This window comes from Virgibacillus sediminis (genome assembly GCF_042643265.1).
Classification (GTDB): domain Bacteria; phylum Bacillota; class Bacilli; order Bacillales; family Amphibacillaceae; genus Virgibacillus_O; species Virgibacillus_O sediminis.
This window is the reverse complement of the sequence record NZ_JBHRRZ010000015.1, coordinates 131,594-155,670: the sequence shown is the minus strand read 5'-3', so window position 1 is coordinate 155,670 and position 24,077 is coordinate 131,594. Positions and strand designations below refer to the sequence as shown.

The 24,077-nt window shown below is 40.9% G+C and carries 24 protein-coding genes, 1 tRNA gene and 1 other annotated feature (1 of these 26 cut by a window edge); of the genes, 21 read left to right on the top strand and 4 right to left on the bottom strand.

Going from position 1 to position 24,077, the window contains the following annotated elements; all coding sequences use genetic code 11:
- The first annotated feature begins 48 nt into the window (after nucleotides 1-48).
- From ACFODW_RS09205 to ACFODW_RS09190, 4 genes are all read left to right on the top strand, one after another.
- A complete protein-coding gene (locus ACFODW_RS09205) occupies nucleotides 49-336 on the top strand; it encodes a hemolysin XhlA family protein (protein WP_390305589.1) in 288 nt (95 codons plus the stop codon).
- Nucleotides 337-346: 10 nt separating this feature from the next.
- Complete coding sequence (locus ACFODW_RS09200) at nucleotides 347-586, top strand: phage holin (RefSeq protein ID WP_390305587.1); 240 nt, start codon at nucleotides 347-349, stop codon at nucleotides 584-586.
- Nucleotides 586-1,659: a LysM peptidoglycan-binding domain-containing protein gene (locus ACFODW_RS09195; RefSeq protein ID WP_390305585.1), complete on the top strand. Its 1,074-nt coding sequence runs from the start codon at nucleotides 586-588 to the stop codon at nucleotides 1,657-1,659. The genes ACFODW_RS09200 and ACFODW_RS09195 overlap by 1 nt, the downstream gene beginning before the upstream one ends.
- A 135-nt stretch (nucleotides 1,660-1,794) precedes the next feature.
- Complete coding sequence (locus ACFODW_RS09190) at nucleotides 1,795-2,613, top strand: DUF3800 domain-containing protein (protein ID WP_390305583.1); 819 nt, start codon at nucleotides 1,795-1,797, stop codon at nucleotides 2,611-2,613.
- 431 nt (nucleotides 2,614-3,044) lie between these two features.
- On the opposite strand, the gene ACFODW_RS09185 is transcribed toward ACFODW_RS09190, so the two are convergent.
- Entirely contained in the window at nucleotides 3,045-3,266 is a 222-nt protein-coding gene (locus tag ACFODW_RS09185) for a hypothetical protein (RefSeq protein WP_390305580.1), read from the bottom strand.
- 235 nt (nucleotides 3,267-3,501) lie between these two features.
- Between ACFODW_RS09185 and ACFODW_RS09180 the strand changes: the two genes are divergently transcribed.
- Complete coding sequence (locus ACFODW_RS09180) at nucleotides 3,502-4,602, top strand: hypothetical protein (protein ID WP_390305578.1); 1,101 nt, start codon at nucleotides 3,502-3,504, stop codon at nucleotides 4,600-4,602.
- A gap of 455 nt (nucleotides 4,603-5,057) precedes the next feature.
- Nucleotides 5,058-5,378, top strand: coding sequence for a YolD-like family protein (locus tag ACFODW_RS09175; RefSeq protein ID WP_390305576.1), 321 nt, complete (start codon nucleotides 5,058-5,060; stop codon nucleotides 5,376-5,378).
- A gap of 401 nt (nucleotides 5,379-5,779) precedes the next feature.
- On the opposite strand, the gene ACFODW_RS09170 is transcribed toward ACFODW_RS09175, so the two are convergent.
- Nucleotides 5,780-6,034, bottom strand: a complete 255-nt coding sequence (locus ACFODW_RS09170; RefSeq protein ID WP_390305574.1) for a hypothetical protein — start codon at nucleotides 6,032-6,034, stop codon at nucleotides 5,780-5,782.
- A gap of 296 nt (nucleotides 6,035-6,330) precedes the next feature.
- On the opposite strand from ACFODW_RS09170, the gene ACFODW_RS09165 reads away from it, so the two are divergent.
- From ACFODW_RS09165 to yihA, 7 genes are all read left to right on the top strand, one after another.
- Entirely contained in the window at nucleotides 6,331-6,708 is a 378-nt protein-coding gene (locus ACFODW_RS09165; protein ID WP_390305572.1) for a hypothetical protein, read from the top strand.
- A gap of 275 nt (nucleotides 6,709-6,983) precedes the next feature.
- Nucleotides 6,984-7,046, top strand: a tRNA-OTHER gene (locus ACFODW_RS09160).
- Nucleotides 7,047-7,183: 137 nt separating this feature from the next.
- Nucleotides 7,184-8,170: a tetratricopeptide repeat protein gene (locus tag ACFODW_RS09155; protein ID WP_390305570.1), complete on the top strand. Its 987-nt coding sequence runs from the start codon at nucleotides 7,184-7,186 to the stop codon at nucleotides 8,168-8,170.
- A 139-nt stretch (nucleotides 8,171-8,309) separates the two neighbouring features.
- Nucleotides 8,310-9,596: a trigger factor gene (gene tig / locus ACFODW_RS09150; RefSeq protein ID WP_390305568.1), complete on the top strand. Its 1,287-nt coding sequence runs from the start codon at nucleotides 8,310-8,312 to the stop codon at nucleotides 9,594-9,596.
- A gap of 319 nt (nucleotides 9,597-9,915) precedes the next feature.
- Nucleotides 9,916-11,193 (top strand): ATP-dependent protease ATP-binding subunit ClpX, encoded by a 1,278-nt coding sequence (gene clpX / locus ACFODW_RS09145; RefSeq protein ID WP_390305566.1) that lies wholly within the window; start codon nucleotides 9,916-9,918, stop codon nucleotides 11,191-11,193.
- Between the two features lie 211 nt (nucleotides 11,194-11,404).
- Nucleotides 11,405-13,735, top strand: a complete 2,331-nt coding sequence (lon, locus tag ACFODW_RS09140) for an endopeptidase La (protein ID WP_390305564.1) — start codon at nucleotides 11,405-11,407, stop codon at nucleotides 13,733-13,735.
- On the top strand, nucleotides 13,722-14,303 hold the full coding sequence (yihA, locus tag ACFODW_RS09135) for a ribosome biogenesis GTP-binding protein YihA/YsxC (RefSeq protein ID WP_390305562.1): 582 nt from the start codon (nucleotides 13,722-13,724) through the stop codon (nucleotides 14,301-14,303). The genes lon and yihA overlap by 14 nt, the downstream gene beginning before the upstream one ends.
- A gap of 105 nt (nucleotides 14,304-14,408) precedes the next feature.
- Here the strand turns inward: yihA and ACFODW_RS09130 are convergent, their stop codons facing one another.
- Entirely contained in the window at nucleotides 14,409-14,897 is a 489-nt protein-coding gene (locus ACFODW_RS09130) for a LiaI-LiaF-like domain-containing protein (protein ID WP_390305560.1), read from the bottom strand.
- Nucleotides 14,898-15,133: 236 nt separating this feature from the next.
- On the opposite strand from ACFODW_RS09130, the gene hemA reads away from it, so the two are divergent.
- The 8 genes from hemA (at nucleotide 15,134) to ACFODW_RS09090 (ending at nucleotide 23,741) form a co-directional block, all read left to right on the top strand.
- Nucleotides 15,134-16,507, top strand: coding sequence for a glutamyl-tRNA reductase (gene hemA / locus ACFODW_RS09125; RefSeq protein WP_390305558.1), 1,374 nt, complete (start codon nucleotides 15,134-15,136; stop codon nucleotides 16,505-16,507).
- Between the two features lie 17 nt (nucleotides 16,508-16,524).
- Entirely contained in the window at nucleotides 16,525-17,343 is an 819-nt protein-coding gene (locus ACFODW_RS09120; protein WP_390305556.1) for a cytochrome C assembly family protein, read from the top strand.
- Nucleotides 17,344-17,369: 26 nt separating this feature from the next.
- Nucleotides 17,370-18,299, top strand: coding sequence for a hydroxymethylbilane synthase (hemC, locus tag ACFODW_RS09115; protein WP_390305554.1), 930 nt, complete (start codon nucleotides 17,370-17,372; stop codon nucleotides 18,297-18,299).
- On the top strand, nucleotides 18,299-19,066 hold the full coding sequence (locus ACFODW_RS09110) for a uroporphyrinogen-III synthase (protein ID WP_390305552.1): 768 nt from the start codon (nucleotides 18,299-18,301) through the stop codon (nucleotides 19,064-19,066). Before hemC ends, ACFODW_RS09110 begins: the two co-directional genes overlap by 1 nt.
- Before the next feature lie 2 nt (nucleotides 19,067-19,068).
- Complete coding sequence (hemB, locus tag ACFODW_RS09105) at nucleotides 19,069-20,052, top strand: porphobilinogen synthase (RefSeq protein WP_390305550.1); 984 nt, start codon at nucleotides 19,069-19,071, stop codon at nucleotides 20,050-20,052.
- Nucleotides 20,053-20,088: 36 nt separating this feature from the next.
- A complete protein-coding gene (gene hemL / locus ACFODW_RS09100; protein ID WP_390305547.1) occupies nucleotides 20,089-21,375 on the top strand; it encodes a glutamate-1-semialdehyde 2,1-aminomutase in 1,287 nt (428 codons plus the stop codon).
- A 171-nt stretch (nucleotides 21,376-21,546) separates the two neighbouring features.
- Nucleotides 21,547-22,632 carry a stage VI sporulation protein D gene (gene spoVID / locus ACFODW_RS09095; protein WP_390305544.1) on the top strand — a complete coding sequence of 362 codons (1,086 nt, stop codon included), beginning with the start codon at nucleotides 21,547-21,549 and terminating at the stop codon, nucleotides 22,630-22,632.
- Between the two features lie 98 nt (nucleotides 22,633-22,730).
- Complete coding sequence (locus ACFODW_RS09090; RefSeq protein WP_390305542.1) at nucleotides 22,731-23,741, top strand: hypothetical protein; 1,011 nt, start codon at nucleotides 22,731-22,733, stop codon at nucleotides 23,739-23,741.
- On the opposite strand, the gene ACFODW_RS09085 is transcribed toward ACFODW_RS09090, so the two are convergent.
- On the bottom strand, nucleotides 23,738-23,926 hold the full coding sequence (locus tag ACFODW_RS09085; protein WP_390305540.1) for a hypothetical protein: 189 nt from the start codon (nucleotides 23,924-23,926) through the stop codon (nucleotides 23,738-23,740). The two genes, ACFODW_RS09090 and ACFODW_RS09085, sit on opposite strands and share 4 nt — an antisense overlap.
- A 137-nt stretch (nucleotides 23,927-24,063) precedes the next feature.
- Nucleotides 24,064-24,077: a binding site (T-box leader), on the top strand (it continues 227 nt past the right edge of the window).

The following is a 24,077-nucleotide window of genomic DNA, read 5'->3' as shown; positions in this document are numbered from 1 at the left end:
ACTCTGGCATGAATACGAGAAATCTTACATGTGAAAAGGGGGTCGCAAATGTCACATGATAAGGATGTGGAAGATGTGGACGTGTGGAAAGAAAAAATACAACAGGACATAAATGAATTGAAAACGAATCAGAACAATCTCCAAACAGATGTCGCAGCTTTAAAAATGAATGATAAGTTGCAAGATAGGGAGATAAGCACCATTAAAGAAACATTGTCCGGCATCAAAGAAGATACTCAATGGATCCGCAGGAAAATCACCGGAGCTGTCATTACTGCAGGTATCACGGCCATAGTAGGTGGCGTTATAGGCATAGCAATAGCAAATATTTTCTAGGAGGATAAAAATGAAAATAAATTGGAAAACACGTGTCCGCAGCTATCCCTTCTGGATGGCTGTTTTTGGTTTGGTTGGATTAATCGTCACCAGGTACATGGGATTTGATTCAGGGGAATTTCAAGATATCGCTGATGCAGTCATGTATGTGCTGATCACCGCCGGTATTGTGGCAGACCCAAATACCGAAGGCTTTAAGGACAGCGAACTGTCACTGGGATATACGAAACCTAAAAAGGAGGTTAAATAATGGCCTATAAATTCGAGAGGTTGCCGCAGCTGGTTGATAAACGCAACAGTTTAAGAACAAATGGAAGGTATAGCAACCGAAGGCAGTCTATCCGCACACGTACTTGGCATCATTCTCTCACTAGAAAACATTTAGGCGGATCTGATGCCGCAAGCTTTGCCAAATTCCATGTAGAAACGCATGGCTGGCCGGGTTGCGGATATGCCATTGTAATCGAGCCGAAGAATATAGTAAACACACCTAATGGAAAGCGCGCCCGCATTGTCTATGCCAACAGTATCAATAAAAGGACGTACCATGCTGGTAATAGCAATGACTACAGCTTGGGTATCTGTGTAGCTGGTGATTATCGGTATGACGAAATGGACGAGCCTACACTTGCCAGCATAGATGAATTGCAGGCAGCCTTGGTTGCAGATGGAATCGGTCGAGAAGATAAATCTCATAATGAAATGCCAGGGTATAACTGGAAGGCTTGCTGTGAGTATAATTACATGCAGGCGTTCAAGTTTCTGGATGGGGATATCAAACAAGCTCCTATTCCGGACACTTACACTATTCAAGAGGGAGATACTCTCTGGAGTGTTGCCAACGGTCTGAAGGATGTAAATCTGGATGATCTGATGGCGGCTAACCCTGACGTTGATCCGACCAAATTGAATATCGGTCAAACAATCAACCTGGGCAAAGCCAAAAAAGCATCTGCACCAAAGAGGCAAACAAAGTCAAGTACCATTAAAAGCGCCGGCCTTGTTGTAGATGGCTACTGGGGAGCATTGACGACAAGGGCATTACAAGAATCCCTTGGAACCCCGGTAGACGGCGTTATAAGTAACCAGTACCGGAATATCGTTACAATCAAAATAACAAGCGGAATCACCTTTAGCCATGGCGGTAGTACAGTAATCAGAGCCCTACAGAGGAAAATCAGGGCGAAGGCGGATGGATACCTGGGGCAAGAGACAGTAACCAAACTGCAACAGTATTTAGGAACACCAGTAGACGGTATCATCAGCTCACCTTCTACAATGGTTAAAGAATTGCAACGTAGGTTGAGCCTTGGGACATTTTAAAATAAAGCCTCCCTAGATAGATATTTAGGGAGGCAAATATTTTGTGGATAACTATTTATATTGTGGATAACTTGAATGTTGTGATAATATAATATTGCTACTAGTTAAAATATCCTAGAAAAGGAGGAACGTTCTTTGAACAATTACAGTAATCAATGGAAAATATTCTGTGAGGAATCCGGAGATAAAGGTATCCCTAGAAGTGCCGGTTCTTCGCATTTCTATATAATAACCGCTATATTGGTGAGAGCAGAGGATGCAGAAAAATTTAGAAGTTCTATAGAGGAACACACATTTAAGGAATTGCGCTTAAGGCAACCATTAGAGTGGAAACAGCTAAAGTCTCGTTTTAAAAGGGATGATAAAAGGATTTCTAAGTTTTTAAGAAGAGTGGAACGAGATTCACCAGAATTTTTAATTACTAATGTCTTTTGTAATAAGGAAGAGACTAATGGACCAGGGCTAGTAGATAGGAATGTATTTATGAATTATCTATATGGATTGATGTTTCGACGAATTGCCGGTTTTCTCAGTAAAACAAATTCCCGTGCAGAATTAATAATTGATAGAAATACAGATAAAATGGCACAAGATAGTTTAAAAAATTATATTTCAGACGTTACCAGGTATTATACCGGAAGCCATCCTAGGCATTCAAAACCAAAATGGATTAACCCAGAGGATGATCCAATCCTAGGGATGTCTGATTTCATATCTGGTGTAGCTCTTCGCTCATGGACCGACTATGTGGAAAATGTAAGTGACGAATGTAAAAAATGTGAAGTGACTAACTGTATGTACAATTGTGATGAAAGCAATTATAAATACAAACGAAGTTTCCGATATATTCAAAAATGGAATTATAACACATTATCTAATTGGGACTGGCAAGGTCTTTTATATCACCCTTATGTATATAAAGATAATTACCCCCATTTAATTCAACCAAAATAAAAAGATCTCCAATTAATAGGAGATCTTTAATCTGGTATATGTAAGGCGGGAGGATCCCACACCGTTAAAAGGTGCTGCCGCTAAAAAGGAGCTCATCGCTCGACGCGACCTGCCGCCTAATTCAATTCTACCATAATTGGAGTTCTTGTCAAACAGATATTATAAAGAAGAGGTGTAGGAGGATCTCACACTAAATTAGTGCTGCCGCTAAAAAGGAGCTCATCGCTCGACGCGACCTGCTACACCTCTGTATTATATATATCCTTTTTTATACAAAATATACCGTTTGACGAGACGAAATAATAATTTATGGATGCCAATTTCACCTTCTCTTATTCCCTAGAAAACCCCTTCAATTTGAAGGGGCAAATTAAGGGGTATTCAGAGGTGGCCTTCTTAGCCTTCGCACATAGCACCTGTTTATACCCCACTTAATGTTCTTTTCTCCTTAAGTAACCTCCCGCACACCTATACACGATTTTCTTTTCAATTAACCTTTCAATAATCTTTTTTCCATACATTTGTAACTGCCTATCATCAGTGAGTTCCTCAATCGTCACGGCATTAGGGTATCTCTTATCAAGTTGGACCAATACGCTGATTTCTGTTAAATCTAAATTGTATTCTCTCGAAAGCTCTAAATAATTTGTCATATTTCCTCACTTTTTGTCGTATTTTCATTCATAATTTTACCAAAGAAGTTTTTATGGAGGATAGTCCTATATACATTAAGTTTTTGTAAATAGCAGTTATGTCATTCAAAATTCCTTATACATAAGATTAACTTTGTAAGCTAATTCACTATAAAATATAATAAAGAGACAAAATTTGGAAAAAAGATGTTATATTATTGGTGTTGCAAATTTTATTAATTTCAGGAGGATTCGGATGGATAACGAGTTAACAAAACAAGTTAGTGTACTTGAAATCCCTGATGATATAGGGTATTGGTTACTACGTGCTGACGGTGGGAAATATTATGATGATTTCTTCCTTAACAATTTTATAGCTATTTCAGATAATAAAATCTCACTGGAAAAATTGCGAGATTACCAAGAAAATAGTATTGCTGGGATAACCCTCGACCATTATAAGCAAGTCTATAAGGATACATATTCGGATTGGTCCAATCAGCAAATAGCCCATGCAGCTAGTAGGACAGAAAAATTCTGTGATGAAATGAAAGTGGGCGATTTAGTACTAGTTCCTGCGAAGAGATCAAACAGCTTTCTGCTCGGTGTAATAAGTGGAGAAGTTTATGAAATAACAGATGATGACCTCAACTCTGGTAAACATATCCATTATGCTATAAATCCCTATTTTAAAAGGAGAAAAATGAATTGGATAAAGGAGATACCTCGCTCAGAAATCTCCGAAAAACTTTACTGGATGTTATCAGCTCATCAAACTATATTTGATTTACAAGATCACAAGGAATATATTAATCAACTCCTCGCCCCTATATATATTCAGAACGGAAGTTGTCATGGAACGGTTAAAATATCAAAAAGGGAAGGTTTGAATTCCGATGAGTGGTACGATTTACATTCCACAATTAAAAAATATACTGATTTAACTTCGGAAGAAGTAATTGTTAAATCTAATGTTCAAAGTCCAGGTTTATTAGAGTTTATTTCTAACAATTTAGCATCAATTATGGCTATTACAACGGTTTTAGGCGGAGTTTTAATAGGGGAAGTCAACTTACTTGGAATTAAAGTTAAAGGGATATTACCGTATTATCAATCGCATAAAAAACAAAAAATAGAGATGGAGATAATGGAAGAAGATAAAAAGGCAAAACAATTAGAAAATCATAAAGCTGAGTTCGACTTACATAGAGAAAAAGAAATTTGGGAAATAAAAAAAGAGACTGAAGCCGAACAGTTACGTGAACAACTTCGAATCTCTAGTTTCGATGCTGGTAAAATAATTGCAAATCAAATGCAAACGGATACTTCGGAGAATCCGAATGGGGATGAACTCTAAAAAATACGAGAAATAATGATATTAATAATATGTAAATAATTAAATTGACTGGTAAGAAAAGGGAGAGTAGTTTTACAAAAAGATAAATTATGGATAAGGTGAAACAATAACCATAAATAATCTGAATGTATTTAATCATGTCCTCCCATCCCTTCTTATTATAACTATATAATCTCATTAATGAGGATATTTTTCAAGAAAGGAAAATATTACATTTTTAAGACTATAAACTCCACTTTGTGTTTACAGTTATGATTTGAAGCAACAATAAATAATGGAAAGTCCTTATACCTAAGGGCTTTTCCCTATCTGCAATCTCCTCAGAGTGGATTCGGATTCCCAAAACATATATTTCCTGACAGCCCTAAAATTAACTTTGCATGATTCTTCTGCTCAGTGGTAGTATAAGAACAAAGGTTCCGAACGTATATTCTTATCAGGAGGATGAAAGTATAATGGGAAAAGTAAACGATCGTGGAACAAAAAAATGGACTTCTATAATGATGCCGGAGCACACCAAGCTATTGGAGGAGATGTGGAAGCAGCAGGATTACAGGGAGAGACCCATGCTTAACGACCATCAAATTGAAGATATTAATATTGCTTTGCAGCTGGCCCTAAAAGATGATCTCACTGTGGAGATAGAATACTTTAAGAATCATTATTATCACAAAACCAAAGGGAAGCTGTTAAGCGTTGATGTCCTCAGTCAATACATACAGATAAATAACGATTGCATCCCGCTGCCTAATATAACTGGCGCCTGGATTGATTAAAAAAAGACCTCAGGTTATTACGCCCGAGGAATTTGTCTGCTTCGAGAGAGGTATAGTATAGGGCCTTCCAGAACATAAAGGTAGCACAGCTACAGTATTAGTATTTTTAACCAAAATATACTTAAACATCATACTTTATTTTCGAGAATTAGGCGGCCTGTTCAATTTTACGTTAACCGGTTTGTTTATCCCGACCTCCCAGCTCTAATTATGTTAATGGCATGGTATTTCTTCATGATTAGAGTGTCCTCTGCCGTAAAAGGTGCTATTTCCTCAGCCAAGTCAGTCATTGATTAAAGATAGAAATATGGTAAAATTAGATTCCTATCAGCTCTTATACTATTGTCTCAGGTGTGGAAAGCTTGGGACTATGAGATAGCCCCTCTTTTGAGGGGGCTATTTTAGTAAGGGTAAATTTCACGGTCTGTTATTTTGTTATATGCCGAATAAAACTTTTCCTCAATGTAATTTAGATGGTCTGTGTACCGTTCTTCGACTTCTTTTTCCGCAAACCCTAGGACAGCCCTTAACAGAAAATCAATTGTATAATCCTTTTGTCTATCTGATAAATCTAAGTTCCAATAAAAGGGTTCCTCGTCATCAAGGATTTCTCTGCACATCTTCGCAATTCTTTCATATCTTTTATAATCACTCATTTTTAGCACCTCCAATGAAAGGTATTCTTTGGCTAGGAAATTTATTCATTAGTAATAGCCGGAATTTTAACCCATCAATACTTTAAATAAACACATTCAGTTAAATGCTGGAAATCGAAACGTAATTCCTTTGGATAGTATCCTGAATGTACTTATTGAATAGCCCCTCGGTTGGGGGCTATTATTTTGGGAAAGATTGGTTTTTATGCAGGAATTCATTTAACCATGTCGAACCTTTATTATATATAGCACCATTTGCATAGTTATTAATTGAGAGTATTAAGGAGAATAGTCAAATGAAAACTGAATACATGAAAGAAGCCTATGGGTTGCTGTACGAATTAGAAACCGGGCTGGGGCAATACATTGAAATGACAATGGAGAAAACATATGGAATCGGCTGGCAGGTCCAAGCTCCCATTGCGATGAAATATAAACCTCACTCCAAACGATTTGACTCCTTCTATTACCACGAACTTGTCTCCATCCTGCGAGCATACCCCTGTTTTTCTGAACTTCCTAAAGACGTTTACCTACAGTTGCTAAGAACCGTCCCCATTCGAAATAAAATTGCTCATTGTAAGAGTATTAGTGATGAAGAAATGATGCAATTACAAAATACTTGTGGGTTAGCTATGAAATATATATGCTTTACAGAGGAAATTACTTGTTAGGCAGGGGTAAGGAGTCGTTCTTATTAGGTAACCTAGGCTTGAAACCTGAGGTGGTACATTCCTAAAACCAAGTTTGGTACTTATAACTGTATTTATTTATGGAGGAGTATTTGTGTTTCTTCCTATATAATAGAAGGAATGGTATCATGGGAAAGGTAAATGGGGTTGAACTGGGGTTGAAACTCCTCATTTGGGGTCGGAAATGAACATACTTAACCCCATAAAGCAAAATCAAAACCCTATAAACTCAAGGTTTTTCATAGAACATCCGTTTCGTACCCGGTAACAACAACAGCCTTCTAAGCTGTGGGTCGCAGGTTCGAATCCTGCCTGGGACGTCAGCGGAGAGAAACCTATAATTATTTAGGTTTCTCTTTTATATTTTTCGGGAATCATTTTATACATAAAAGCTGTGAGAATGTATATCTATTAAAAGAACCATGAATACTAACAATGGAGGGAAGGGGGAGAAGGAATGGCGCAGCAGTCTGCTAACGACAATATAATACTTTTTCCTAAATGGAAATTTGCCTTAGAAGAAGAGAGTTTGAAGGCATTAAAAGAGAAGAGATATGATGAAGCGCTGGCAAAGTTGGACCAGCTGTTGAGCTACCACGTGGACAATCATGAAATCATAATAGGAAAACTAATTTGTCTGATGGAACTGGGAAGATACAGTGAGGCCCAGGAACTATGTGAAGAGTTGCTCGGATATAGGGATGAGCATTATTTCCATTACGTACATATCTACTTGACCATACTATTTCAAACTAATCAATATGACCTGCTGATGGAACAAGTGGAAGTGGAACTTGAAGGTGAGAGTATACCTTCCGCGCTTAAAGAACAATTTGAACAGCTTTATGATATGAGTAAAAAAATGCAGAATGATCTGGTCATTGAGGATAGCAAAACACACATAGGTGAATTCTGGCAGGCCGTGGAAGAAGAAGATCATAGAAAACAATGGCGGCTTGTCGAGAGCTTAAGGAAATCAAATACCGTAGAACCGGAAAGACTATTAAAATATTTAATGGAACCAAAAGTCCATCCGGTAGTCAAAACGTCAATATTCCTATGGCTCCAAGATGCAGAATCATCCAAGGAGGTTACCGTACATAAGCTTGGTCAACAGATTACAGTGGTACCGAATGAGACAGGCGGGATACAGGTGAATGGGCTGGCTAAGCAGATCGGGTTGCTTATAAGTGAAATAGAACAAAAGAATCCATCATTGTTCCATCTGCTGAATGACTTGCTCTACCGATATTTATATGTCCGTTTTCCAATCATCCCGCCGTATGAAGATGCTCTACAAGTGGCCGAGGCCCTGCGTACTGTAGGCAAAGAATACTTGAATGTACATAATGAGTCCGTGATTAAAGCCGACCCGGCTGTTGAGGAGTATATGGAAGAAATAAAGCTATGTGATGTTTTATATTATAGTGTGATTGAAGATTGATATGATCGCCTTGTCAAATGCTTGAAAGGCAATATAATTATGTTATAATAAGATGGTTGCAAATTTAGCATCAAGAAGATCATGCTGATTGTATGAACGTGAAAAATGAATGACTCAATAGATTTTGGAGGGAATAGTAATGTCAGCAAAATGGGAAAAACAAGAGGGAAATGTTGGAGTATTAACGTTCGAAGTTTCTGCGGACGAATTCGAGAAAGCTTTGGATCAAGCATTCAAAAAAGTACGCAAGGATATTCAGATACCTGGATTCCGAAAAGGGAAAATTCCGCGTAAAATCTTTGAAAGCCGTTTTGGCGTAGAATCACTCTATCAAGATGCAGTAGATATTGTACTTCCAAATGCCTATGTTCAGGCGATTGATGAAACAGGCATTGAGCCAATTGAACAGCCAGAGGTGGACATCGAGAATATCGAGCGCGGGGAAGACCTTGTTTTCACTGCAAAAGTCCAAGTGAAGCCGGAAGTATCTCTGGGCGATTATAAAGGCCTGGAAGTGGAAGAACAATCTGTGGAAGTAACTGACGAAGAAGTCGAAGAAACAATTGAAAAACTCCGCCAAGACCATGCAGAACTTGTCGTAAAAGAGGAAGGGACAGTCGAAGAAGGAGATACAGTGGTCATCGACTTTGAAGGATTCCTCGACGGCGAGGCATTTGAAGGCGGAAAAGGGGAAAACCATTCCTTGGAAATTGGTTCCGGCCAATTCATTCCCGGCTTTGAAGAACAGTTGATCGGTAAAGATATCGATGCCGATACAGAAATCGAAGTAACCTTCCCTGAAGATTACCATGCGGAAGAACTGGCTGGTAAAAATGCTACTTTTAAAGTGAAAATCCATGAAGTGAAATACAAAGAGCTTCCAGAACTGGATGATGAATTCGCTGTAGATGTAGATGAAGAAGCTGAAACACTGGATGATCTTAAGAAAAAGAAAAAAGAAGAACTTGAATCCCAGAAGAAACAGGATGCTGAAAACCAGAAGCGGGAAACCTTGCTGGAAAAAGCCTCCGAGAATGCAGACGTTGACATTCCAGAAGTAATGGTTGAAACAGAATTGGATCAGATGGTGCGTGAATTTGAACAGCGTCTTCAAATGCAGGGAATGACGATGGAAATGTATTCCCAATTCTCCGGTCAAGACGAATCAGCATTGAAAGAGCAAATGAAAGAAGATGCTGAGAAGCGAGTGAAGACAAATCTGACATTGGATGCTATTGTAAATGCAGAAAACCTCGAGGTTTCCGAAGAAGATGTTGATGCAGAGCTTGAGAACATGGCTTCCATGTACGGTACTGATAAAGAACAGCTTAAGCAGATGCTTGGCGGAAACACGAATGCCATCGAAGAGGATCTCAAATTCAGAAAAGCTATCGACTTTCTTGTCGAAAACAGCAAAGCAGTATAATAACCTATTAAATGTTTAGGTACAGGTGAATAGGGAAAATAATTGGACAAGGTGCGAACATTCGCACCTTGTTTCCATTTTATCCATATTTATTAGAGGGAGTTGGCCGGTTAAATGTTGATTTTGCTACTTAAATCCAGGATTGGACATATAGTATAAGTAAATATGTTTGACTTTTCCCTGAAATTGGCCATAATTGATATAATCCCTGCTTAAAAGGTGTATTGTTTTGTAATTTAATATTCATCTGATATGATGACTATAAAAGTTGTACCTAACTGAAAATGGGAGCAGATATAAACTTTTAGGGGTGAATTGAATGTTCAAATTTAATGAAGAAAAAGGGCAATTGAAGTGCTCATTCTGCGGAAAGAGTCAGGAGCAGGTCCGTAAACTGGTTGCGGGGCCTGGTGTATATATATGTGATGAATGTATTGAACTCTGTACGGAAATTGTGGAAGAAGAACTCGGCACCGATGAGGAAGTTGAGTTGAAAGAGATTCCTAAACCGAAAGAAATCAGAGAAACGCTGGATGATTATGTGATCGGCCAGGATAAGGCGAAAAAGAACCTATCTGTTGCTGTATACAATCATTATAAGCGGATTAATTCACCGAAAAATGCGGATGACGTAGAGCTTGCAAAAAGTAATATTGCAATGCTGGGACCGACCGGAAGTGGTAAAACACTGCTTGCTCAGACGCTTGCAAGAATTATCAATGTCCCGTTTGCTATGGCCGACGCGACTTCTTTGACAGAAGCCGGCTATGTAGGGGAAGATGTGGAAAATATCCTGCTGAAGCTTATCCAGGCTGCTGATTACGATGTGGAGAAAGCAGAGAAAGGCATCATCTATATAGATGAGATTGATAAAGTTGCCCGTAAATCTGAAAACCCATCAATAACACGGGATGTTTCTGGAGAAGGCGTTCAACAAGCCCTTCTTAAGATCCTGGAAGGTACTGTTGCCAGTGTGCCGCCACAGGGAGGCCGTAAACATCCACATCAGGAGTTCATCCAAATCGATACGACTAATATCCTGTTTATCGTAGGGGGAGCTTTCGATGGTATTGACCAAGTTATCAAGCGCCGTCTTGGTGAGAAGGTCATCGGTTTTGGTTCGAATGCCGAGCAGGAAAATCTTGAGCCCGCTGAACTGCTGGAAAAAGTATTGCCGGAAGACCTGCTGCGATATGGTCTTATTCCTGAGTTTATCGGAAGGATTCCAGTAGTGGCCAGTCTTACTCCATTGGATGAGGAAGCATTGGTGGAAATTCTCACGAAGCCGAAAAACGCATTGGTTAAACAATATAATAAACTATTCCAAATTGATGATGTGGAACTGGATTTTGAAGAAGGAGCTTTAGAGGAAATTGCGAAGAAAGCAATTGAACGCAAAACAGGGGCCAGGGGTCTCCGCTCCATCATCGAAGGAATTATGCTTGATGTGATGTTCGAGCTTCCTTCCAGAGAAGATGTAGAGAAGTGCATCATAACCAAGGATACGATTATTAGGGAAGATGGAAGTCCTAAATTGGTATTCAGGGACGGAACAGTCAAGGAAGGTAACAAAACACTTCCAAAAGAAAGTGCCTAATTCATAAAAATTTATCAATTTGGGAAGACTGACCTGGTGTATAACTTCTTCGCTATTCAGGCTGAAGGGATATGCTTTGGTCAGTCTTTTGATATCAATGGGCAGACAGGGATTGTCTGTATTAAACATTTACAAACAGGTGAGTTTTCTATAAACTTTAAGAACGTACATAAGACGAAATAATACCTAATTACGATGGAGGTACATATTTATGCCAAATGAGCCAATTCAACTTCCCCTCCTTCCTTTACGCGGGCTTCTGGTTTTTCCTTCCATGGTACTGCATCTGGACGTAGGCAGAGATAAGTCTGTCGCCGCGCTGGAAAAGGCAATGATGGATGACCAGATCATTTTTTTGGCCGCCCAGAAGAAAGTGAGCATTGATGATCCGGAGACATCGGATATCTATCATGTCGGAACAACTGCAAAAGTAAATCAGATGATCAAGCTTCCAAATGGAACACTGCGGGTCCTTGTGGAAGGGCTGGATAGAGCACAGATCATTCGTTATGTTGAAGACGAAGATGAATTCCTGGTGGAAGTGGAGAAACTGGAAGATATACAGGGAGATCCCCATGAAGAAGAAGCATTGATGCGTTCCCTTCTGTCCCAGTTTGAAGAGTATATAAAAATTTCAAAGAAGATTACCCAGGAAACATTGAATACGGTAACTGATATCGGAGAGCCGGGAAGGCTTGCTGATATTATTACTTCGCATTTATCACTCAAAGTGAAAGAAAAACAAGAGCTGCTTGAAATGCTGGATATTAAGGAAAGACTCCAGCACCTGGTTAAACTTATATCGAATGAGCAAAAGGTTTTGGACCTAGAAAAAAAGATCGGGCAGCGTGTGAAAAATTCCATGGAGAAAACTCAAAAAGAGTATTATCTTCGTGAACAATTGAAAGCAATTCAGAAGGAGCTAGGTGAAAAAGAAGGAAAGACAGGAGAGGTCGGCCAACTTCGGGAAGAGGTGGAACAGTCCGACATGCCTGAGCATATCAAGGAAGTTGCACTCAAGGAATTGGGAAGGTATGAAAAGGTGCCACAAAGTTCTGCGGAGAGTTCTGTTATCCGAAACTACCTGGACTGGCTCCTTGCTTTGCCTTGGACTAAAAGGACCCGTGATACGATAGAAATTCCGACAGCGGAAAAGATACTTGATGAGGATCACTATGGCTTAGAGAAAGTGAAAGAACGCATCTTGGAGTATCTGGCCGTTCAAAAATTGACAAAGTCCATTAAAGGTCCCATCCTCTGTCTAGTCGGCCCTCCAGGGGTGGGGAAGACATCATTGGCTAAATCGATTGCCCGTTCCATCAACCGCAATTTTGTCAGAATCTCGCTTGGCGGAGTTAGAGACGAAGCTGAAATAAGAGGCCACAGAAGGACCTATATTGGTGCAATGCCCGGAAGAATTATTCAGGGTATGAAGAAAGCGGAAACCATTAATCCAGTGTTCCTTTTAGATGAGATTGACAAAATGTCCAATGATTTCCGTGGAGATCCGTCATCAGCTATGCTTGAGGTGTTGGATCCTGAGCAAAATGTTAATTTTAGTGATCATTTCATTGAAGAGACTTATGATTTATCCAATGTATTATTTGTCGCCACAGCCAACTATGTCAATAATATACCAGGACCTTTGCTGGATCGGATGGAACTTATTTCTATTCCGGGGTATACAGAGGTAGAAAAGCTTCATATCGCCAAAGAACATCTGTTGCCGAAACAGCTGAAAGAAAACGGACTGAAAAAAGGTAATATGCAGGTCAGAGATGATGCATTGCTGAAGCTGATCCGGCGCTATACCCGGGAAGCAGGTGTGAGAAACCTTGAACGCCAGCTTGCCACACTTTGCCGGAAGACAGCTAAAATTATTATCTCTGAGGAGAAAAAGCGAGTGATAGTAACGGAGAAAAGTATAGAGGACTTGCTTGGAAAGCCGGTATACCGTTACGGTATGAAAGAGCAGGAAGATCAGGTGGGTGCAGCAACAGGGCTGGCATATACTTCAGCCGGCGGTGATACGCTGTCCATTGAAGTTTCCCATTATCGTGGCAAAGGAAAGCTTACCTTGACAGGGAAATTAGGGGATGTCATGCAGGAATCTGCCCAGGCTGCCTTCAGTTATATCCGCTCCCGTGCAGAAGAACTGAGAATCGAACCTGATTTCCACGAGAAATATGATATTCATATCCACGTTCCTGAAGGTGCTACTCCGAAAGATGGACCTTCAGCTGGTATTACAATGGCCACGGCCCTTGTTTCCGCTTTAACAGGAAGGGCTGTAAAGAGGGAGGTAGCTATGACGGGAGAAATTACGCTCCGTGGTCGGGTACTTCCGATTGGGGGACTTAAAGAGAAATCATTAAGTGCCCATCGTGCTGGAATTTCCACAATTATTATACCTGAAGAAAATATAAAGGATATTGATGATATTCCGGAAAGTGTGCGCAATGGCCTGACATTTGTTCCGGTCAGCCATTTAGATCAAGTCCTCAAGCAGGCACTTGTGGAGGAAGAAAATGAAGATAACTAATGCAGAAATTGTCATCAGTGCAGTAAGCAAAAAACAATATCCAGATGACCGCCTGCCGGAAATTGCTCTGGCAGGACGGTCAAATGTGGGGAAATCTTCGTTTATTAATAAGTTAATCAATAGAAAAAACCTTGCTAGAACCTCTTCTAAACCGGGGAAAACACAAACGTTGAACTTTTACCGGTTAAACGATGCTTTCTATTTCGTAGATGTTCCCGGTTACGGATATGCGAAAGTTTCCAAAAAGGAGAGGGAAAAATGGGGTACGATGATGGAAGAGTATTTCGAGACAAGGGATACATTGAAGGCTGTTGTCCTTATTACTGATAGCAGGCATGAGCCTACGAGGGACGACATTCAAATGTATGACTTCCTAAAGTATTTCGAATTGCCGGTGATCGTCATTGCTACGAAGATTGATAAGGTGCCGAAAAACAAACGGTCTTCCCATTTAAAAAGGACGAGGGAAACATTAGAGATGGAGCCTGAAGATGAATTGGTCGCTTTTTCTTCAGAGACAGGTGACGGAAAAGACGAGTCTTGGAGACTGCTGAGGAGATATCTCTAAAAACGGCTGCTATTCAAAGGAGGGTCCTTTGGAATAGCAGCTTTTTTATTCAGAAAGTTATTGGATAGTGGATACCGAACAGACTACACGTGTGGGACTATGCTCTTACTTTTTCTTTTTCCTTTTCAATAAGTAAATACCTATGAAGATTAAAATGAGAGGCCAAAAGTTTTCAAGGAAATCCGACATTATATATATCCAGGATAGCCATTCGGGCAATTGTATGGAAAATATTAATAGGATAGAAAGGCTGGTCAGAAGCAAACCAGTTATAAAACCGTCTTTGGTTTTTGTAGATTTAATAATGAAAGCAAGGCCAACCAGCAGCAAATACACCCCCCAATGATCGATCCACCATTGGTAGTGCTGATTGCCGTGAAGGTGAATACCGATACCAAGTAGGAGAGAGCCTGAAAATAAATTATCATACAACTTTGACGTATAGCCATGAATAACCAGTGCCAAGCCGACGATAATAAGTAATGTCGTCCAGGAATAAAAATCGGTGAATAAAGGCAGCCTCCATTCCCGGAACAGAAAATAAATGCCTATCCCAATTAAGATATAGGCAATCAACGAATTTCTTTTATTCATTTCTATATCACCCCGCTACACATTCATCTATATACTGATTCCTTGCTAATTGAAAAACGTTATGGTAAATTACATTGGAACTCAATTTATAACAAAGTACGGCCTGAATCTATTCTATTGTTTCATTATCTGTTCACATTTTCAAAAAAAGTGCAGGGTAATTTATGTTAGAATATTGTTAGAAGATAAAAATTGTGGAAGCACATTTACTGTATAGAATGTTGGGGGTATTTAGTTTGCATATCGTGAAAGTTGGACTCAATTATAAGACAACCCCGGTTGAAATCAGGGAAAAACTTACCTTTGCTGAACCGTCGCTGGTAGATGCGATGATTGAACTCAAAGAGCGTAAGAGTATTCTTGAGAATGTGATTGTTTCCACATGCAACCGGACGGAAGTATATGCGGTCGTTGATCAACTTCATACAGGCCGTTATTATATAAAACAGTTTTTGGCAGATTGGTTTCAGGTGGAAAAGGAAGAATTTTCCTCCTATCTTCAAATTGCTGAAAATGATGGTGCAATAGAACACTTATTTCGAGTATCTTGTGGGCTGGACTCCATGGTGGTTGGAGAAACACAGATTCTCGGACAGGTAAAACAGTCCTTTCTGACTGCACAGCAAGCAAAGGTAACCGGAACGTTGTTCAATGAACTGTTTAAACAAGCTATTACCTTTGCAAAGAAAGCACAGAAGGAGACGGCTATAGGTACACAGGCGGTTTCGGTCAGCTATGCAGCCGTAGAACTTGCCAGGAAAATATTCGGCAAGCTTCAGGATAAGCATGTCGCCATTCTTGGTGCAGGGGAAATGGGAGAGCTCGCTGTAAAGAACCTTCAAGGTTCAGGTGCAGATCATATTACAGTAGTAAACCGGTCCCTGGAGAAGGCAGAAAAGCTTGCGGCGAAATTCCAAGCAGAAGTAGCATGCCTGGAACAGCTTCCAGCTGTGGCCGAGAAAGCTGATATTCTTATCACCTCTACTGGCGCTGATTCCTATGTGGTAACGAAGGATATGATTGCGCCAGTATTAAAGAAACGAAAAGGAAACCCGCTTTTTATTGTAGATATTGCCGTTCCCCGGGATGCTGATCCGGAGCTAAGCCAACTGGAGGATGTATTCCTCTACGATATTGACGATCTGCAGCATATCGTGGATGAAAATATGGCTTCGCGAAAAGCTGTTGCCGAGGAAATTGAACTTCATCTGGAAGGGGAAATTGTGGCGTTTAAAGAATGGGTGCGTACGCTTGGAGTTGTTCCGGTTATTTCAGCTTTGAGAAAGAAGGCACACTCTATTCAGACGGAAACAATGAAGAGCATTGAAAGAAAGATTCCTGATTTGACCGACCGTGAAAGGAAAGTTTTGAATAAGCATACAAAAAGCATTATTAATCAGCTGCTGAAAGAGCCGCTTACTCAAGCAAAGGAATTGGCTGGCGAAAAGAATGCAGAGGAGTCTCTGGACCTGTTTGTAAGTATTTTCGGGCTTCAAGATGAAGTAAAAGAAGAACTGATGAAACAGGCCAGTGAAAATAATGCATATCCAGCACTGAATGACAGCGGAAAAGCATCCTTGCCATTGCTGCATAAACTAACCGGCATGTAAACGAAGGGATTCCAAATATGTTTGAACTGAAATGGCTTTCCGAGATCATACTGCTTATTTACGGATCCAGTCTGTTTGGATATTTTATTGATTTCATTCAAAACAACCAGAAGGCGAATCGAATTGCTTTCTGGTTGCTTAGTATGGTCTGGTTTATTCAGACCCTGGTTTTTGTCATATATATTTTCTATGAAAAAAGTTTCCCGGTAGCTACATTGAATGACAGCCTTTTTTTCTACTCGTGGATTCTGGTCACGCTATCACTAGTTATCAACAGACTATTTACCATTGATTTTATCGTTTTTTTCATTAATCTGTTCGGATTTTTTCTTTTGCTGTTCTATCTCTTGACGGAGGCTCAGAATCAGATGCCTGGCAATGGTATTGAATTAGTACACGAGATTCTCATCGCTCATATTGTGCTTGCCGTTTTGTCATACGGGTTTTTTACTGTTTCCTATATTTTTTCATTTATGTACGTCATTCAGTACAGGTTCCTTAAAAATAAGAAAGGCCTGAAATGGATGTGGAGGCTGGGTGATCTTAAAAGACTGGATACCTATTCCTTTACATCGGTGACACTTGGAGTCCCTTTGCTATTAATTAGCATTATTTTAGGTGTAGTATGGGCATATGTAACCGAATCGGAATTTTACTGGTTTGACGTGAAAACCGCAGGCTCTATTCTGGTTCTGTTTGTTTATATAGGGTACCTGCTGCTCAAATTGGTGAAAGGTTATCAAGGAAAAGGGCTGGCTGTGTATAATACAGCAGCTTTCCTTATTTTATTAGTGAATTTCTTTTTATTCAGTGTATTATCCAATTTTCATTTTTAATGGAAAATTAAAGAAGGAGGATGACTATGCGTAAAATAATTGTTGGATCCCGGCGCAGCAACCTGGCTCTTACCCAGACTGAGTGGGTAATAGACCAGTTGAAAAAAGCGGGTGTAGAAAATGAATTTGAAATCCGGAAAATAGTTACCAAAGGTGATAAGATCCTCGATGTAACACTCTCCAAAGTAGGAGGGAAAGGCCTGTTTGTAAAAGAGATTGAGCAGGCGATGTATGACGGAGAAATCGACTTTGCGGTACATAGTATGAAGGATATGCCGTCCGAAATGCCTGATGGATTGAAGATATCCTCCATACCAGTCAGAGAAGACCACAGGGATGCCTATATCGCTGTCGACAATGTTCCCCTGAAAGAACTGCCTGCCGGAGCTATAGTTGGGACCAGCAGTCTGCGACGGGCAGCACAGGTTCTTGCAGAGCGTCCGGATGTATCTATCAAATGGATTCGCGGTAATATTGAAACGAGGCTCAGAAAATTACAAGAAGAGGATTATGATGCAATCATCCTGGCCGTATCGGGTTTGAAGCGCGTGGGATTAAGCGAAGAATTGATCACAGAATATCTAGAACCAGATGTATGTGTTCCTGCTGTCGGACAGGGAGCCTTGGCTATAGAAAGCAGAGAAGATGATGATGAGCTGGATGAGCTGCTTGCAAAAATAAATGATGATTATACAACAACTACAGTGACGGCTGAACGAACCTTCTTGCATCTGCTTGAGGGAGGCTGCCAGGTTCCTATCGGTGGTTATGCTTATCTGGAAAAAGAAGAAATTGTACTTACTGCCCTAGTTGGAACTCCGGATGGCAAGACAATCTTGAAGGAGACTGTACGAGGCAGCGATCCTAGGGAGGTTGGAAAAGAAGCAGCTGATAAACTCATTTCTCAGGGCGCTAAGGATATTGTTGATCAAGTGAAAGAGGAGCTGGATCAGTAATGACCATTTCCCTCGAAGGAAGGAAAATCCTTATAACCAGGGAAGTGAACCAAGCAAAGGTCTTTGCCGATAAAGTTAAAAAGTATAAGGGTATCCCCATAGTGGTTCCGCTGCTGACGGTTGTCTGCAGGGTATCGGAAGCCAGCAAAGGGGCCATAGGCCGGCTAGGAACGTTTAAATGGATTTTCTTCACGAGTGCCAACGGGGTTCGTTGCTTCTTTCAAACATTGAACCATTTTGGGCTGGATGGCCAACCTTTCTTGAAGGAGTTAAAAATAGCGGTGGTCGGCCATAAAACTGAGGATGCATTAAAATCCTTTGGTTACAGAGCTGATTTCATTCCTTCAGAATATCACGCAGAGGCGATGGGGCAGGAGTTCTTGAAGAAATATGATGACCCGGCGCCCATCCTTCTTGTACGAGGGAACCGCTCAAGAAATGTTCTGCCCGATGTATTTTCCAAGCTGAATATACCTTTTGATATGATACAGGTATACGAAACTTCCTTTAATTTTCAGATGAAGGAAAAGCTGCGTGAGAATTTAAAGGATGGGAACATCGACTATCTGACATTTACCAGCCCGTCTGCTGTAGAATCATTCTGCGAAATGGTTGATGAGCGGAAAATTCCCTCTTTCTGTATCGGTACTACTACTCAGATTCGTGCCAAAGAGCTGGGCTTCCAGGAAACCTTCTCGCCTAATGAGTTTACAACTGATAGTGTCCTGGAATTGATCAGTGATTATATAGCTGGAAAGGATAGATGAAGATGAATATTAATCAGGAATTTAAGCGGCATCGCAGGTTAAGATCTTCTGCATCCATGAGATCCCTTGTCAGAGAGAACCATCTGCGTACCGAAGATTTTATTTACCCGATTTTTATCGTAGAAGGAAAGAGTAAGAAGAACCAGGTACCATCCATGCCCGGAGTTTATCAAATATCCCTTGACCTTCTTGAAGAAGAGCTAGAGGAGATTTACCATTTGGGTATCCGGGCAATGATGATTTTTGGAGTGCCGGATGAGAAAGATGAGCAAGGGACTGGAGCTTTCATAGAGAGCGGAATTGTACAGGAAGCAACCCGTATTATTAAAAAGGCCTATCCCGAGATTTTGGTTGTAGCAGATACCTGTCTTTGCGAATATACTTCGCACGGGCATTGCGGGGTCATCCATAATCATGATGTCGACAATGATGAGTCATTGAAACTGCTGGCTCAAACAGCAGTTTCCCAGGCAAAAGCTGGTGCAGATATCATTGCCCCATCCAACATGATGGACGGGTTTGTAGCTGTAATTCGTGCTGCTCTGGATGAAGAGGGTTTCCACCATATTCCTATTATGTCCTATGCTGTAAAATACGCTTCGTCGTTCTACGGCCCTTTCCGGGATGCGGCAGACAGTACGCCGCAGTTCGGTGATAGGAAAACATATCAAATGGATCCGGCTAACCGCTTGGAAGCTCTGCGTGAGGCGGAATCGGATGTGGAAGAGGGAGCAGATTTCCTTATCGTCAAGCCGGCCATGTCCTACCTTGATATTGTCAGGGATGTCAGAGACCGCTTTAATCTGCCCGTAGTCGCTTACAATGTAAGCGGAGAGTACTCGATGGTCAAGGCAGCCGCACAAAATGGCTGGATTAATGAAAAAGAATTAGTACTCGAAAAGTTAACAGCGATGAAACGAGCGGGAGCTGACTTGATTATCACATATTTTGCAAAAGACGCAGCAAAATGGTTGGCTGAAAAATAAATCAACTAAATTATAGAGAGATAGGATGGATATATGATGAAAAGTTTTGATCATTCTATAGATGCCTATAAAGATGCCGTCGATCTTATGCCGGGAGGAGTAAACTCTCCGGTCCGCGCATTCAAATCAGTTGGTATGTCACCAATTTTTATGGAATCCGGCAAAGGCTCGAAAATAAGAGATATCGATGGAAATGAATACATTGATTACGTACTGAGCTGGGGGCCCTTGATTCTCGGCCATGCTGATGACAGGGTTGTGTCTGGCCTGCAGGAAACAGCGGCCAATGGAACAAGCTTTGGTGCACCTACCATTATCGAAAATAAGTTGGCTGAGCTGGTGATCGACCGTGTACCTTCCATTGAAATTGTAAGAATGGTAAACTCCGGAACAGAAGCAACCATGAGTGCATTGAGGCTGGCACGCGGTTATACCGGAAAGGATAAGATTCTAAAATTTGAAGGTAACTATCATGGCCACGGTGACTCGCTTCTCATTAAAGCAGGATCAGGAGTTGCCACACTTGGACTTCCAGACAGCCCAGGGGTTCCTGAATCTATTGCCCAGAATACTATCACGGTACCTTACAATGATATGGAGAGCGTCCGTTATGCATTTGAACAGTATGGTGATGACATTGCAGCGGTAATTGTAGAGCCCGTATCCGGTAATATGGGCGTGGTCCCTCCCCGTAATAAGTTTTTGGAAAACCTGAGGGAAATTACCGAGGAATACGGAACTGTATTGATTTTTGATGAAGTAATGACTGGTTTCCGAGTTGACTATCAATGTGCCCAAGGGCATTTTGGTGTGACCCCTGATCTTACTTGTCTTGGTAAAGTGATTGGAGGAGGCTTGCCAGTAGGAGCATATGGAGGCAAGCGGGAAATCATGGAGAAAGTAGCTCCCACAGGCTCCATTTACCAGGCGGGAACACTATCCGGAAATCCATTAGCCATGACTGCCGGCTATGAAACATTAAGTGCCCTCGATGAATCCTCTTATGAGGAAATCAGTCGAAAAGTTGATAAGCTTGTTCGTGGGTTCGAGCAGGCTGCCGAGGAGTATAATATTCCTCTCCATATCAACCGGGCAGGTTCCATGGTGGGAGTTTTCTTTACTAACGAAGATGTAGTGGATTATGAATCAGCTCAAACTTCAAATCTTGATTATTTTGCCCAATACTACCGGGCCATGATTGAAGAAGGGATTTTCCTTCCTCCATCCCAATTTGAAGGCTTGTTTTTATCAACCGCACATACAGATGAGGATATTGAAAAAACTGTACAAGCCATACGTACTGCTTTCTCTAAAATTAAATAGCAGACCATCCCCATAGGAGATGAATAAGCTGTTTCCCCATCAGTAGCAAAAGCCATTCCATACAAAGGAATGGCTTTTGCTATTCCTAAGCATAACCTCTGAATAGGTATCATATAAATAATCTAGATATTGCCAACATAGGGTATTTGTATGTTGAGGGGAGGAGTTCATTTGTCTAACGACCAGTCCGCATTCAGTTTTGAATTAAATGAATCCCTTTATTTCGAGAAGGGACAGGAAGTTGAAGAGTTGCGAGGCATTTCGCTAGATCCTGAAATTTCCATCCAATCTTTCAATGACTATATTTCTATAAGAGGGGCTATTGAACTGAATGGAGAATATGTGAAGGCGGATCATACAAATGCAGTAGAAGAGGGAGCGGAGCAACAATCAGAATTTCAGGCAAAGCGGTATGTGGAAAGGGTAGTCGACGCCGAAGACGGCATCTCTTCATTCACCCATCGTTTCCCCGTAGAGATATCGGTCCCTACCTATCGGGTAGAAGATTTGAATGAAATAACTGTGGCCGTACAATCATTTGATTATGAAATTCCTGAGCAAAGGCAGTTGAAATTGTATTCGACCATTGAAATCGTCGGAGTAAATGGACTGTCGGATGCAAAGCCGGAAGAAGAATCAGAAGAGGAAGAAATACCCCAAACAAGAGAATCGATCGATGAATCATTCGAGTTTGAAATTAAACAGCCTGAAGATCAACAACAGGAACAGGAAACAGCCGAAGACTCAGAACAAGCCGATGAATATCCGGAGCTTCAAGCAGAAACGAATTCACATCCCAAGGAAGATTCACACCCCGTGGAAGACCCAGATGAAAAGGACCGCTGGAAATATAAAGAGACAAAGTCTTTGAAGGAGTTCTTTGATAAAGGAAAATCAGCAGAACAAGATGAAATCGAAGATAAAGGGGAAAATGCAGTAGAAGCGGCCGAAACAGCTGAATCAGCTGTGGCTGGTAAACAGGAGGAAGAAGAAACCACGGTAGTTGAAGAGCATGTGCAGAAGGCGGCAGAAGAGGAAGTAGAAGATGTGAGTTACCTGGCTGATATGTTCAGGAAGTCGGAAGAAGAAGAATATTCCCGTATGCGTTTATGCATAGTTCAAGACAAAGATACCATCGAATCAATTGCAGAACGTTATGAAATTTCTGCCCTGCAGCTAATCAAGCAGAACGGCCTGGACGATGATTATGATATATCAGAAGGTCAGCTCCTGCATATTCCTGCCAAACGGAGATGAACACCCAGCCCCTTGCTCAAATGACAAGGGGTGTCTGCTTTTTAGTAGATGATCACGTCATATTATCTCTCCCATAATTTGTACAGGTGGTGATTTAAGTGGAAACTGTCCGAAAGGTAATGAATTCTTACTCCGTTTATCCGAATTATATTACGAAAGTAACAGATAGGCTGTTTCGTATCCAGGATGGCCAAGGGGATTATGCTTTGAAAAAGAGCTTATTGACAAGGGAGACAGTTGCTGGCTGGGAGAATGCTTATCATTTGGCTGCATCCCAGAATTTGCGGAGCGTCCTGCCTGTATACTTGACTCATAAAGGAAACCTCCATGTGGAGATGGATGGATCCATTTATTATCTGACACCTTGGGTACAGACCGATGAACGGCAGGACAAGAAAGAATATATTAAAGGACTTTTCCATGGCCTGGGCGATATTCATGCCAACACAAAAAGAAGTGAAAGCATTGACAAAGACGAAGTATGGAACAGTTTTGATACATATAAGGAATACTGTATAGGCCTCCAACAGGATTTGCTGTCCTTCGTCGAACGATTCGAAAACAATCGCTATATGTCCCCAGTAGAATTGCTGGTTTGCACACATTTTAAAGAACTGGAAGCTGCCTGTTTTTTAGGGGCCAAGCGAACGGAGCAGTTAATGGAAAAAGGAAGACAAGATCGCCGGTGGAACTGGAGTTTATGCCATGGAAATCTTCGAATGTCGCATACGCTCCAAACCGCCGCCGACCCCTTTCTTATTAATTGGGAAAATACCATGTATGATAATGCTGTGAGGGATTTATCCGGCCTATTCAGCCGTGAAACCATTTATCACAATCATTCCGGCAGCCTGTTCATGGAATTATTCCCAGAATACATGGAAAAAAACAAGCTGACGACCACGGAATTATATCTCCTGATTATACATCTGGTGAATCCCTCCAGCTATTTAAAACTCATAAGAATGTATACAGCCGAAGATGGACCTCTTATGGACCATATACCTTCACTGCAGCAGAATTACCGCCGTATTCTGTTTGGGCTTGAATTTTCCAGATATATTGAGGAAGAATATGAATCATTCTCTTTCAATGAAAACGGCAATTAAATCCATTCCAAGTAAAAGGCAATGAACAGTCCGACCAGCAAGCCGAGAAGGAAAACATCTAGAGTGGAAGGAAAGAAAAGTGTCCGTATGAGCTGGAAGACAAGAATAGGCAATGTAACCTTCTCAATAACTTCAATGCAATGTCTTGCCCATGGGGGAAGACGATACCGATAATATCGGGCCATAGGAGCCACCCCTTTCATTTGTCTAAAAAGAAAGATTTATTACCTATAATATGTATAGAGAGTGCCTTTCTGTGCAAAGACTGGAATAACAGTTGACGACATTCCTGCGAATAGATAAAATGAATAATAATGAAATACCACAAGCGTGGAA

Coding starts and splice junctions, on each gene's coding strand:
- ACFODW_RS09110 (WP_390305552.1), top strand. CDS start 18,299: ATGACCATTTCCCTCGAAGGAAGGAAAATCCTTATAACCAGGGAAGTG.
- tig (WP_390305568.1), top strand. CDS start 8,310: ATGTCAGCAAAATGGGAAAAACAAGAGGGAAATGTTGGAGTATTAACG.
- ACFODW_RS09120 (WP_390305556.1), top strand. CDS start 16,525: ATGTTTGAACTGAAATGGCTTTCCGAGATCATACTGCTTATTTACGGA.
- ACFODW_RS09085 (WP_390305540.1), bottom strand. CDS start 23,926: ATGGCCCGATATTATCGGTATCGTCTTCCCCCATGGGCAAGACATTGC.
- yihA (WP_390305562.1), top strand. CDS start 13,722: ATGAAGATAACTAATGCAGAAATTGTCATCAGTGCAGTAAGCAAAAAA.
- ACFODW_RS09195 (WP_390305585.1), top strand. CDS start 586: ATGGCCTATAAATTCGAGAGGTTGCCGCAGCTGGTTGATAAACGCAAC.
- hemB (WP_390305550.1), top strand. CDS start 19,069: ATGAATATTAATCAGGAATTTAAGCGGCATCGCAGGTTAAGATCTTCT.
- ACFODW_RS09200 (WP_390305587.1), top strand. CDS start 347: ATGAAAATAAATTGGAAAACACGTGTCCGCAGCTATCCCTTCTGGATG.
- clpX (WP_390305566.1), top strand. CDS start 9,916: ATGTTCAAATTTAATGAAGAAAAAGGGCAATTGAAGTGCTCATTCTGC.
- lon (WP_390305564.1), top strand. CDS start 11,405: ATGCCAAATGAGCCAATTCAACTTCCCCTCCTTCCTTTACGCGGGCTT.
- ACFODW_RS09170 (WP_390305574.1), bottom strand. CDS start 6,034: ATGAGTGATTATAAAAGATATGAAAGAATTGCGAAGATGTGCAGAGAA.
- ACFODW_RS09130 (WP_390305560.1), bottom strand. CDS start 14,897: ATGAATAAAAGAAATTCGTTGATTGCCTATATCTTAATTGGGATAGGC.
- hemL (WP_390305547.1), top strand. CDS start 20,089: ATGAAAAGTTTTGATCATTCTATAGATGCCTATAAAGATGCCGTCGAT.
- ACFODW_RS09185 (WP_390305580.1), bottom strand. CDS start 3,266: ATGACAAATTATTTAGAGCTTTCGAGAGAATACAATTTAGATTTAACA.
- ACFODW_RS09165 (WP_390305572.1), top strand. CDS start 6,331: ATGAAAACTGAATACATGAAAGAAGCCTATGGGTTGCTGTACGAATTA.
- ACFODW_RS09205 (WP_390305589.1), top strand. CDS start 49: ATGTCACATGATAAGGATGTGGAAGATGTGGACGTGTGGAAAGAAAAA.
- hemC (WP_390305554.1), top strand. CDS start 17,370: ATGCGTAAAATAATTGTTGGATCCCGGCGCAGCAACCTGGCTCTTACC.
- ACFODW_RS09175 (WP_390305576.1), top strand. CDS start 5,058: ATGGGAAAAGTAAACGATCGTGGAACAAAAAAATGGACTTCTATAATG.
- ACFODW_RS09180 (WP_390305578.1), top strand. CDS start 3,502: ATGGATAACGAGTTAACAAAACAAGTTAGTGTACTTGAAATCCCTGAT.
- ACFODW_RS09155 (WP_390305570.1), top strand. CDS start 7,184: ATGGCGCAGCAGTCTGCTAACGACAATATAATACTTTTTCCTAAATGG.